This is a genomic window from Shewanella xiamenensis (assembly GCF_014647135.1).
In the GTDB taxonomy this organism is placed as follows: Bacteria; Pseudomonadota; Gammaproteobacteria; order Enterobacterales; family Shewanellaceae; genus Shewanella; species Shewanella xiamenensis.
In genome coordinates, this window is record NZ_BMOP01000032.1 from 31979 (window position 1) to 43862 (window position 11884).

General features: G+C 44.1%; 12 protein-coding genes. 8 read left to right on the forward strand and 4 right to left on the reverse strand.

Going from position 1 to position 11884, the window contains the following annotated elements; genetic code table 11:
* Positions 1-5: 5 nt before the first annotated feature.
* Together IEY09_RS18385 and IEY09_RS18390 are read left to right on the forward strand one after the other, a co-directional pair.
* Positions 6-791, forward strand: coding sequence for a capsule biosynthesis GfcC family protein (locus tag IEY09_RS18385; protein WP_169547767.1), 786 nt, complete (start codon positions 6-8; stop codon positions 789-791).
* On the forward strand, positions 791-3169 hold the full coding sequence (locus tag IEY09_RS18390; RefSeq protein WP_188872206.1) for a YjbH domain-containing protein: 2379 nt from the start codon (positions 791-793) through the stop codon (positions 3167-3169). Before IEY09_RS18385 ends, IEY09_RS18390 begins: the two co-directional genes overlap by 1 nt.
* Positions 3170-3188: 19 nt before the next feature.
* On the opposite strand, the gene rfbC is transcribed toward IEY09_RS18390, so the two are convergent.
* The 3 genes from rfbC to IEY09_RS18405 all read right to left on the reverse strand — a co-directional run bounded on the left by rfbC (position 3189) and on the right by IEY09_RS18405 (position 6192).
* Complete coding sequence (gene rfbC, locus IEY09_RS18395; protein WP_188872207.1) at positions 3189-3731, reverse strand: dTDP-4-dehydrorhamnose 3,5-epimerase; 543 nt, start codon at positions 3729-3731, stop codon at positions 3189-3191.
* Entirely contained in the window at positions 3718-4608 is an 891-nt protein-coding gene (gene rfbA / locus IEY09_RS18400) for a glucose-1-phosphate thymidylyltransferase RfbA (RefSeq protein WP_188872209.1), read from the reverse strand. Before rfbA ends, rfbC begins: the two co-directional genes overlap by 14 nt.
* Before the next feature lie 222 nt (positions 4609-4830).
* Positions 4831-6192 carry a sensor histidine kinase gene (locus tag IEY09_RS18405; RefSeq protein ID WP_188872211.1) on the reverse strand — a complete coding sequence of 454 codons (1362 nt, stop codon included), beginning with the start codon at positions 6190-6192 and terminating at the stop codon, positions 4831-4833.
* Positions 6193-6582: 390 nt separating this feature from the next.
* Here IEY09_RS18405 and IEY09_RS18410 point away from each other — a divergent pair, with 390 nt between their 5' ends.
* Complete coding sequence (locus IEY09_RS18410) at positions 6583-7029, forward strand: copper resistance protein NlpE (RefSeq protein WP_037420570.1); 447 nt, start codon at positions 6583-6585, stop codon at positions 7027-7029.
* 155 nt (positions 7030-7184) lie between these two features.
* Positions 7185-7952, forward strand: a complete 768-nt coding sequence (locus IEY09_RS18415) for a HutD/Ves family protein (protein ID WP_055646648.1) — start codon at positions 7185-7187, stop codon at positions 7950-7952.
* A gap of 113 nt (positions 7953-8065) precedes the next feature.
* Here the strand turns inward: IEY09_RS18415 and rfbB are convergent, their stop codons facing one another.
* Positions 8066-9085, reverse strand: a complete 1020-nt coding sequence (rfbB, locus tag IEY09_RS18420) for a dTDP-glucose 4,6-dehydratase (RefSeq protein ID WP_188872213.1) — start codon at positions 9083-9085, stop codon at positions 8066-8068.
* Positions 9086-9630: 545 nt separating this feature from the next.
* Here rfbB and IEY09_RS18425 point away from each other — a divergent pair.
* The 4 genes from IEY09_RS18425 (at position 9631) to IEY09_RS18440 (ending at position 11735) form a co-directional block, all read left to right on the forward strand.
* Positions 9631-9933 carry a cyclic-phosphate processing receiver domain-containing protein gene (locus IEY09_RS18425; protein ID WP_188872215.1) on the forward strand — a complete coding sequence of 101 codons (303 nt, stop codon included), beginning with the start codon at positions 9631-9633 and terminating at the stop codon, positions 9931-9933.
* The gene (locus tag IEY09_RS18430; protein ID WP_188872217.1) at positions 9930-10343 is read left to right on the forward strand and encodes a hypothetical protein; all 414 of its coding nucleotides are present in this window, start codon (positions 9930-9932) and stop codon (positions 10341-10343) included. Before IEY09_RS18425 ends, IEY09_RS18430 begins: the two co-directional genes overlap by 4 nt.
* Positions 10344-10351: 8 nt before the next feature.
* Positions 10352-10951: a metallophosphoesterase family protein gene (locus tag IEY09_RS18435; RefSeq protein ID WP_069454911.1), complete on the forward strand. Its 600-nt coding sequence runs from the start codon at positions 10352-10354 to the stop codon at positions 10949-10951.
* A gap of 103 nt (positions 10952-11054) precedes the next feature.
* Complete coding sequence (locus IEY09_RS18440) at positions 11055-11735, forward strand: SIR2 family NAD-dependent protein deacylase (protein WP_037428263.1); 681 nt, start codon at positions 11055-11057, stop codon at positions 11733-11735.
* Positions 11736-11884 lie beyond the last annotated feature (149 nt).

Here is an 11884-nt window from a genome sequence, read left to right on the forward strand (position 1 = left end):
CCATAATGAGATCTTACATCACCCCGTTGGCACTGCTAGTAGGTTCACTGTTTTTACCCGCTGTAGAAGCCAATACCCAACTTGCTGTCAGTACCACTGCGTCTAACACGCCGCAGCTACACATTACCTATCCCTCAGCCATTCGAGTTGGACAAGCCGTTCAGGATGGGTTAACCCAGCTTCCTCTTTATAATCAGCCAACAAAAAATGAGGCTGTGGCAATTTATTGGCTAGGTGCGGCACTTTTAGATATAAAAAATACTGCAGCATTAGAGGCCACTCGTCAGCAAGTATTGCAACAATTGGCTACGATGGGTGAGCAAATCGATAATGGTAACTACATTGCAAAACTGAGCAAGCTTGCTCAGTTTTTACGCACCATCAAACTTGGCCAGCGAGTTAATCAGCCGTTAGATCTCGACTTAGTCCGGATTACCGACGCTTATAATCCGGTTATCGATGGTGATTTTTTACTGGTGCTACCACCTCGACCAACTACGGTCACAGTCGTTGGCGCGGTCGCGCAAACGGGTGAACAACCATGGCAATCGCGGGCCAGCAGTAAAGATTACCTAAAGCATGCGGGTTTACTCAATAACGCCGAAAATAGCTTTGTATGGATTATTCAACCCGATGGTAATGCAATAAAACAGCCTATCGCCTATTGGAATTATCAAGCTCAGGATATCGCCCCAGGTGCCATTCTCTTTGTTGAGTTTTCAGAGCTGTTTGCTGACCATGCAAAATTAAATAACAACATTATTGAATTACTCAAGAATCGGGCTCTGTAATGAAAAAGTCGACTCCCACTTTGCATACGTTCGGGCGTTTATCTGCGCTGTCATTAGCACTGCTACCTTTATTGCATGTTAGCGCCGATGAATTTTCTTATCCGACACTGTTGCCTTCACAATCAGATTTTGGTGGCGTTGGTTTAATGCAAATGCCTACAGGCCGTATGGCGCCTGAAGGTGAATTTAACTTTAAAACCACTTATAACGATGATTATCAGCACTTTAGTGCTTCAGTAGCGCTATTTCCGTGGTTTGAAACCACCATTCGCTACACCCTAGTACAAGACCTACTTTACAGTAACGACCCTAGCTTTAGCGGTAATACTAAATACACAGATAAAGGCATCGATTTTAAGGTTCGCTTACTGGAAGAAAGTAATTGGTTGCCCGAAACCTCGATTGGGGTTCGGGACTTTGGCGGCACAGGCTTATTTGATGGTGAGTTTATTGCCGCAACAAAACGAGTCGGCCCAGTGGATTTTACCCTCGGCATTGGCTGGGGCTATATTGGCAACAGTGGCAACCTCACTTCCGATAAAAAAGATCTTAATTACAACTGCGACAGAGATACCTCCTATGGTGGTAAAGGTGGTACGGTCGATTACCAACGTTGGTTTAAAGGGTGTGCAGCCCTTTTTGGCGGCGTTGAATATCAAACACCTTGGGAGCCACTACGTTTAAAAGTCGAATATGATGGCAATGACTATCAATCAGACTTTCCTGTGGTTCAAGGTAATATTGCTATGCCACAGGACAGCAAATTTAACTATGGACTACTCTATCGGTTTGGCGATTGGGGCGATCTGCATTTAAGTTATGAGCGCGGTAATACTTGGACGCTTGGCTTTAGTCTACAAACTAATTTTAATACCTTATCGCAGATTAAAACCGATCCTGCTGCCGCTAAATATAAGCCGCTTCCGGCTGCACCATTAACCCTTACGCAAACAGAATCCTCCGCACCGATAAACACACCAACAGTCGAACAAGCGACTGTTGGTGCTGATACTTCCGTGACTCACGATTCGAAAGTGCAAAGTGCTGAAGTAGTCAATCTAGAACCAGTAAACACGCCTAATCAGACGATGGCGGAAAGCCAAGTGGATTGGAACAAGGTCGCTCAAGACTTACAAACCATCGCAGGTTACGCAAACGCCAAAATTTATCTGGATAAAGACAGCATTACTGTCGTCGGTGAACAAACCAAATTCCGCGATAGAAATGAAGCACATCAACGAGCGGCCACCATTCTTGCCAACAATACAGATGTAACTCGTATTAAAGAGTACCGATTAATAGAAACTCGTTATAGCCAACCGATAACGGAAACCCGTATCGATGCCCCCAAATTTGCCCAAATCGCAAATTATGGCTATCTCAATGCCAAAGTAACTGACGCAAGTGTTATAAAAATTCCAAGCTTGCCACAGGGACAACTGGTCAATACTACTGATAAGGATTGGCTAGATAAGTTTAGCTTTGATGTTTCGCCAACCATGTCCCAATCCTTTGGCGGTTCCGAAGGATTTTACATGTTTAGTATTGGCATGACGGGTAGTGTAAATTACCGCTTTACCGATAATTTTGAGTTTTCTAGCTCCCTTTATCTCAACCTTTACGATAACTTTGATAAATTTTTATACGATGTACCGCCCGATGGTACTGACTTAAAACGGGTTCGCACCCTTGTTCGCCAGTATATTCATGATAATCCGGTTAGAGTGAATAACCTGCAACTGACTTGGATGGATAATTTAACCGATAATATTTCTTACCAAGCCTATGGTGGTTATTTAGAAATGATGTATGGCGGTGTGGGTGGCGAGGTTCTTTACCGCCCTCTAAACAGCCAATGGGCTTTTGGTGTTGATGTGAATTACGTTAAGCAGCGCGACCCCGATAGCATGCTCGGCTTGTTTACTGAGGAAAATCAATTTGATCCACTAACTAACCGCCCCTATCGAGTTCAAACGGGTACGGTAACTGGGCATGCATCAGTCTATTACCAACCCGATTGGTTCCCCAATACCTTATTAAGGATCAGTGCTGGCCAGTATCTGACTGAGGACAAAGGCGTAACAGTTGATTTCTCGAAACAGTTTGATAGCGGTGTGATTGTGGGCGCCTTTGCCACAAAGACTAACCTCTCAGCGGAAGAATATGGTGAGGGTAGCTTTACTAAAGGCTTCTACGTGTCAGTACCATTTGATTTAATGACCATTAAATCAACCCATAGTCGGGCGACAATCAGTTGGATGCCTCTTACTCGCGATGGTGGCCAAACATTAGGGCGCAAGTACAGCCTTTATGACGTAATGGATGCAAGAGATCCTTGGTTCACTCGCCCCAGCACTGAAAATAAGCCTGTAAAATAACCGAAACCGCCGTTAGCGTCTAAACGCTAACGGCGGCATTGGCATCTCTTGCGGAAAGAATGGGTCTGTTGTTTAACAGTGGCCACTCAATCGTAAACTCGGCACTATTCCAAGCAAGTACATATTCATCATCCGGCGCATAATAATCGCTGCAACGATACAGCACATCAGCATACTCACTTAACACATAAAACCCGTGGGCAAATCCTGGGGGGATCCACATTTGCAAATGATTATCCGCAGAAAGAATCCTGCCAACCCATTTGCCATAGGTCGCGGATTGTGGACGAATATCGACGGCAACATCAAAAATACTGCCAGCACACACTCGGACTAATTTGCCCTGCGGATATTGTTGCTGGTAATGCAATCCACGCAATACATGCTGCTGCGAGCGACTATAGTTATCTTGCACTAACGCTGGCGCTTCAAATCCGCGACTCCGCAAGCACTCAGTAAAATACGCTTGCCGAAAGGTTTCCATAAAAAAGCCACGCTCATCGCCAAATACCTTAGGTTCAAAGACTAGTACTTCAGCCAGCTCGGTTTCAACGCACTTCATTAAACACCTGTTTATTTAATAAGCCTAAAAGATACTCACCGTAGCCACTTTTAAGTAAAGGTTGAGCTAAGGCAGCTAGCTGCGAGGCATCAATCCAGCCACAATGGAATGCCACTTCCTCCGGGCAATTCACTTTCAAGCCCTGTCGTTTCTCAATAGCGGCAATAAATTGGGTCGCTTCAGCCATCGCATCGGGCGTGCCAGTATCCAGCCAAGCGGTCCCCCGCCCCATGATTTCAACCTGCAACTCCCCAAGCAGCAGATACTGATTGATCACATCCACAATTTCTAGCTCACCTCGCGCAGAGGGAGCAACCGTTTTAGCCAGTTGACTGGCTCTATGATCAAAGAAATATAAACCGGGAATGGCATAGGAAGAGCGGGCTGCGCGCGGTTTCTCTTCGATGGAAATGGCTTTGCCATTAGCATCAAACTCAACGACGCCATAAGCATTAGGATTCGCCACATGATAGCCAAATACGGTGGCGCCAACGGCTAACTGGGTCGCCTTTTGTAAGTTGGTGTTAAGTTGCTGGCCATAAAATAAGTTATCGCCAAGAATTAACGCACAGGAGTGGCCAGCAAGAAAGGGTTCAGCGATGATAAGGGCCTCAGCTAATCCCCTTGGTGAAGGCTGTACAGCATATTCAAGCTGGATCCCCCAACGCTGACCATTACCCAGTAATGCCTTAAAAAGTGGCAAATCATTAGGAGTACAAATAATCAAAATGTCTCTAATGCCCGTCTGCATCAGAGTCACCAATGGGTAATAGATCATTGGCTTATCGTAGATAGGCAATAATTGCTTACACACAACCTGCGTCATAGGATAAAGGCGAGAGCCTGTACCACCCGCCAATAGAATGCCTTTTCTCATTGATATATCGAGGATTAGTGAATTGAATCAAGGCGCAGATTGTAGCATATAACTGCAAACTAAGCGCAGCCAATGGCTTACGAGAAAAAACAGAACGTTGCTATGCGACTTCTAGGCTTATAGGTTCTAGGTTCTAGGTTCTAGGTTCTAGGTTCTAGGTTCTAGGTTCTAGGTTCTAGGTTCTAGGTTCTAGGTTCTAGGTTCTAGGTTCTAGGTTCAGCTTTATTTCTCAGGAAGTTGTATGTCGACTTTTACGCCTTGGTTAGGCGAAGAGGTCAGAATAATACTGCCATGGAGCTTTTGGGTAACCAAATTGTAGATAATTGACATTCCTAAGCCTGTGCCGCCATCTTTGCGAGCGGTGGTAAAAAAAGGCTCAAAGGCTTTCATCTTGACCTCATCAGTCATGCCGACACCATTATCTTGATAACTCATGAAAACGTTCGAGCCTTGCTGTTCAACTCGGATAGTAATTTGTTTATCACCAGCAAAATTGTCAGGAAACCCATGCCGAAAGCTATTGGCAACTAGATTGGTAAAAATTTGCGCTATTGCCCCAGGGTAAGACTCGATGAAAATTTGGTCATCAAGGTCAACGGTTAAGGTAATATTCTTCTTACGCATTAATGGCCTTAATGAGCTAAAAATCTGGAAAAGATAAGTCTTTAAATTAAATCGCTCACGTTCAAGTACCGACTGATCCGCCGCGGTTCGCTTAAAGTTGTGGACTAACTCCGCTGCTCGCGCCAAATTTCGCTCTATCAGTCCCAAACCATCTTGCATCGTATTGATAAAGTTTAAAAACTTATCTTCGTCGAGTTCATTTTGCTCAAATGTACTTTTTAACAATGCGACCTCATCTAAACAATGAGTTACGGAGGTAACAGCAATCCCCAAAGGCGTATTGACCTCATGGGCAACCCCTGCCACTAAACTCCCTAAAGCCGCCATTTTCTCATTTTCAATCAAATGATGTTGTGTTGAACGTAAATCCGCCAATGCGGTTTCCAATTCTTGAGTTCTTAATTCAACTTGCGCTTCCAAATCCGCATTAATGGCTTTTAATTGCTGCTGATAATCTAAAATTTCCCTTGCACTCATTGCCCGACCAAATAAATCGGCCAAGGCGGAAGCAAAGGCTTTTTCATCGCGGGTCCATTCTCTTGACTCACCTTGATGTTCAGAACAAATAATGCCCACCATCTTACCGCGATGACGGATAGGGCTATCTAATATGGAGGTAATACCATTAGGCACTAAGTAAACCTTTACAAACTCATGGGTTGCTCTATCGGTTTGAGCCTGATTAGCCACTATCGCTCTTTCATTATCTAATAAACTGAAATAATAAGGATAATCAGCACGCGTTAAGACAAAAGCTTCTTGTCTTTGCATATTATCGAGCAGGTAAAAGCAGTGCATACTTTGATGATCTTCAGTCCATAACCAAATACTGGCACGGCTGATGTTTAAGCCTTGGCACACTGAAGCAACAATGAGTTGCGATGCCTCAGCTAAATCGCCACCATCAATAATTGAAGAGCGACTCACGTCAAATAAAATCCTATCTAACATCCGCGTCATAATGATGGAGTTCTCCGCGTGGCTTCACCAGACATTGAAATCTGACAATAGCTTCAGTAGCCAATGCTTATGCAAGAGTCTTAAGTACTAACCTTAAAGTGATAGTCTTTAGTATAGATTCTATCTGCAAACTCACTAGGTAGATTACTCTACAGAATAGCATTTCAGCTCTTCTAGCTCTCCCAGCTCAACTGCGATCGCGCCATATTATCGGATTTAACACTATAGCAATGAAGCCGTAAGCGCCGCTGAAATTAAGCGCCCAAATGCCATATCGAGCATAGCCTTAAGGCCTTTGATATGACCCCTTACCATAGTAAATAAGTTTGGTGCCATCGTAGATGGCGGTTATCATCCCTAATATCAATAAATCAGAGGCTTGAGATGAATATGCAACGTCCACTCTTTACTATCGCCTTAGTCGCAATCATGGCAACCGCTTGCAGCGATCCGCAACATGCAACAGATCAAAACTCCACAGCCAATACAGAAACTCAAAAGACCATCCCCCTTGGCGATACCAGCCAAAATGCACTCGATTGGCCAGGCATGTATGAAGGTGTTTTACCCTGTGCGAGTTGCGAAGGTATTCAAACCACGCTAACGCTACTGGCAGATAACAGCTTTGAATTAAAAAGTATTTATTTGGGCAAAGATGAGAGCATCTTCAAGGTGGCAGGAAAATTTGACTGGGATGGCAAGGGCTCAAAAATTACTTTATCCGATGGCAGTAAATACCTCGTCGGTGAAAACCAGCTATTTATGCTAGATAACGAAGGCAACCGGATCAGCGGCGAACTGGCTGAGCACTATATATTGAAAAAGAAAGGGATGTAGACAAGAGCTTTGCAGCGTCACAGTGAGAAGTTGAGTGCTCCACCCAGCTAGAACGCTACGGCTCTAGACTCTAGACTCTAAACTCTAAAGCAAGCTTGTCAGCGTTCTAGATTCTCACATCGGTGGTTACTCAAAATGAAAAGAGTTACTAAGACATGAACCCAGATATCCAAATTATCCGCTATCAAGACTGTGAATCGAGTTTATGGAAAAACGGCGGCGGTAGTACTAAACAACTGCTGATATGGCCAAAGGGGGCAGACCTCAGCAACTTTGATTTTAGGATCAGCATCGCCACCATTTCGAGCAACGGTCCCTTCTCACCATTTCCTGGCATCGATAGACAGTTGTGTATCTTGGAAGGCGAAGGCGTAAAGCTAATGATGTCTGACAATGCGGCTAAATCAAGCGAGTTAGTACTCCGCCCAAACCAACCTGCATTTTGTTTTAGCGGCGAAACTCAGATTGAAAGCCAACTCTTAGATAAACAAATTATCGACTTTAATGTGATGATCAAACGCGGCAAGTATCGCGCGCATATTGAGCGGCTGGAGTTGAATGGCTCGTTAAACCTTACGTCCTATGAAACCAGCCATGACGATAAGGTTTATCAAACAAAAAAACTGTACAACAACGAGTTGCAACAATGGCTACTTTGCCTTGAACCAATGTGCTTAGTTTATCAAGATCAAATGATCCAACTTAAGCGTTACGACATGGTGCAATACCCACAAGTCCAAAATTCAGCAGCACAATCGCCAGAAATACGGCTCTTAGAAGTAATAACTCCCGAAGCAAACCGTTCAAACAAGGGACAATCAACAATTAAGCAAACCAAAGCAGACAACCAGCATCCACTAAACCATACACAAAGCCAGGTGCTGCGTATCGTTATAGAATGCATAAAAGGATCTAGGTTCTAGAGCCACGAAGTGGCGTTCTAAAAGCCGTAGGCCGTCCTAGCAGTTGCGAAGCAACGCCCTAGATTCTAGACATGATGTTCGAGGATGAACTTGCGCACGCACTAAGCACTCGCTTAAAGATGTTGCTGGTTTATAATCCACTCCACCGTCTTTCTGAGACCTGACTCAAAAGACTCTTGCGCTCTCCAACCTAATTCACGTTGAATTTTACTGGCATCAATAGCATAGCGTACATCATGGCCAGGCCGGTCAACGACATACTGAATTAAATCAGCAAACCCCGCACTACCCTTTGCAAGAGATTGCGGATGAGTAGGCACTAACTCCTCTAATAAGGCGCAAATTTGCCGCACAACCGTCAAATTAGTTTGCTCACAGGAACCACCAATATTATAGGTTTGCCCAAGCTCCCCCTGAGTCGCAACTAAATAGAGCGCCTTAACGTGATCATCCACATACAACCAATCACGCACTTGCTGACCATTACCATAAATTGGCAACGGTTTACCCTGTAACGCATTGGTGACCATTAGGGGAATGAGCTTTTCAGGGTATTGAAAAGGGCCATAGTTATTGGAGCAGTTGGTCATCACTATCGGTAAAGCATAAGTTCGATGCCAAGCACGAACCAAATGATCCGCTGAAGCTTTACTTGCTGAATAAGGCGAGCTCGGATCATAAGCTGAGGTTTCACTAAACAATCCAGTTTCGGTCAGTGAACCAAAAACCTCATCGGTAGAAACATGATGAAATCTAAATAACCCTTTTCGCGTATCCGCTAATTGCTGCCAATATCGGCGCGAAGCTTCTAACAACGTATAGGTGCCCACAATGTTGGTTTGGATAAATGCAGCGGGTCCTTCAATTGAGCGATCAACATGACTTTCAGCCGCTAAATGCATTACCACATTGGGCTGATGAGCCTGAAAGACTTGCTCTAATGTCGCTCCATCACAAATATCCGCCTGTATGAAATGATAGCGCTCACTATCGGCAATAGCCGCTAAAGCCTCAGGATGACTGGCATAGGTTAACTTATCGACATTGATCACGATGCACATCGTTTGCTCAATCAGCATTCGCACTAATGCCGATCCAATAAACCCTGCACCACCGGTAATGAGTATTCGCATATCGCCTATCCCAAAGTAAAAGGTTAGAAAAATAAAAGGCCCGAAAGTATACAACTTTACCAGCAGAGCGACGTGACCTTTTTAAGTATGAGGAGCAAGAGAAATACAAGCTGTGCAGGGCGAAGCGAACACTTAGGCGAATGCGCACAATAGCTTGTGCCATTGATTAACGATAAACACCACGCTTAAGGAGTTAACGATTCAGGCATTGTTCTGAAGCGGGTCTGGGCTAGTACATTTACGTTAGTCGATAATTCACCTTTGACAACGGGGTATCAGTTGTTAATGGTTCACACTCTTGCGACATATATCCGGCGTCTGTTGCGCCCTAATGAGATCAAAATTGACATCTTACCCTCCTTGGCATCCACATGACCTCGAAGGCCACTTACACCGAAAATTTTATAGTCTCGCTTGAGCATACCCCCTTCCCGTTAGCAAAACTGCTTGGCTATGAACAATAGAAATAGACAAACGACATTACTTGTCGTCTCGCTGAATACACTATGTACATTAATGAGAATGGACGATGAAAACTACTTAAGATGAAAATATTTTTGGATGATGAACGACTCGCTCCTACTGGCTGGCTACACGTTCGATGGCCAGATGAAGTTATCTCCTGTTTAGCCAAAGGCATGGTAACCGATATTAGCCTAGACCATGATTTAGGGGATGATGCTAGAGGTACTGGCTACGATGTGCTGCTTTGGATTGAGCAAGCTATTGTTGATACAGGCTTTAAGCCTCCGAAAATTAATGTACATACGAGTAATCCTGCAGCAAGAATAAGAATGCTTGCTGCAGTAGAACAGATCACCCGCCTAGCTGAAATGAAATCACAATGACTGCACCTACAGTTGCACCTTTACTTTTATTGTCCGGCGATCCATTTCATCTGCTTGGCCAACTTTCAGCCTTTCATAGTCTGAAGCTAATTTGTCGGCTCAAACAAATCCTACCAGCTCACGTTGGTCGAACTGTCTCGAGTCATGCTGGCATCCCCGTGATCGCAGCAGATTTTGAATTGCGGATCATCGCAGAGGCATATAATTGTTTTGAGAATTTTGATGTTGAAATCTATTTGACGTTTCAGAGAGATCGCGATGCTTGGATGCATTATCAACAGAAGGCTAACGAAATGATTAAGTTAGGCCATTCGGTGTTAGTAACGGCTGAAATCTATAGCCACATTGACGGCTCGATATGTTTGTATGATCCACTACTCAAACCAACCGATATGCCTTTTATTCAATAGGACTGACAATGAAACTGCTCCATGTTTCCGATCTGCATTTCAACCAAGTTCAAATGCTATGGGTTACCGACAATGCATCCGAAGCTGACGTTGTTTGTCTAACAGGTGACTTCATTGATAGTCGATACAACTGCCCTACACCAATCGATGAGCAAGTGGCCGTTATCTCATGCTGGTTAAAACAGTTCAATCGTCCTATTTTTGTATGCTCGGGCAATCATGACCAATTAGGTGATGAACTCAATTCAACCTGGTTAAGGGAAATTGAGGGGATCTACGCAGATCAGGCTATAGCCTCAATCAATGGGGTGATATTCGGCAGCGCGTCATATGGTACATCTGACTTCACACCATTTTCTCGATGCAATGTACTGCTTCACCACGAGCCGCCTTCAGGGCTTAGTGTCGCGAAGCAATCGGGGAGAGATTTTGGCTCAAGGGACCTAACAACGGCAATTAAATCAGGCACCTTGTCTCTTGTATGGTTACTGACAGGTCACGTTCATCAACCAGAGAAATGCGCCTCCAAATTTCGCGGGTGCAGCATTTCAAATCCTGGAGCCAACAGTAAGAGTGAAGTCCCTAATCATCATTGGATCCGTATTTAAGCGTGCCTCAATGCTCAGAAGTACGTACAAAACTGTTCCATTAAAAAACAATATATAACTCCACATTGCGATTAAAAATCATGACATCTTAGGAGAAGTTATTTTGAGTAAACCAGAGATTGATCCAAACCATATTGTCGTTTTTACTGGAGCAGGAATATCAGCGGATCAGCTAGCGACATTTACTGATGATAATGGACTGTGGTTGAAGTATCGGGTTGAAGAGGTTTCTTCTGCTCAGGCCTTAAAAGCGTACCCAGAAAAAGTTATCGATTTCTATAATTTCCGCAAACAGGAAGTGTTGTCAGCACACCCTAATCCAGCACACATTGCCATTGCCGAACTTGAAAAAAAATACCGGGTTAGTGTTGTAACCAGTAATGTGGATAATCTTCACGAACGAGCAGGCTCAACTCAGGTTTATCACGTTCACGGAAGTCTATTTGAGGCTCGGCATTTAGAGAGTGATGTTTCATTTAGCATCGGCGATAGGCTTTATTCGCTCGAGAATAATGAAAGGCCTCACGTCGTTTTATTTGGGGAGCAGGTTCCTAATCTTTATGAAGTAAAAAAACTATTTAAAACAGCATCTAAGGTTTTGATTGTTGGCACTTCCCTTACCGTAAAGCCTGTATGTAATCTTCCAAAATATGCACGCGGAAGAGCAGAAAAAATTCTAGTCTCTAAACATGTCAACAAACGACCTTATGGTTTTGAGTTCATCCCCTTAGATGCAATTATTGCTGTACCGCTGATAGTAAAACGCTGGCTTAATCAACATTAATGGCGACCAACTCGCTCCCCACCGGCTTTGTTTCCTAAATCGATTCAGCGAACAAAGCCCCTCATAATCGTCTAAATATCAAACTACACGGTAAGTTACAGGCATGCCTAGCCCAGTAAGTTTGTTCAAAGCCCTAATCATCGCGTAAG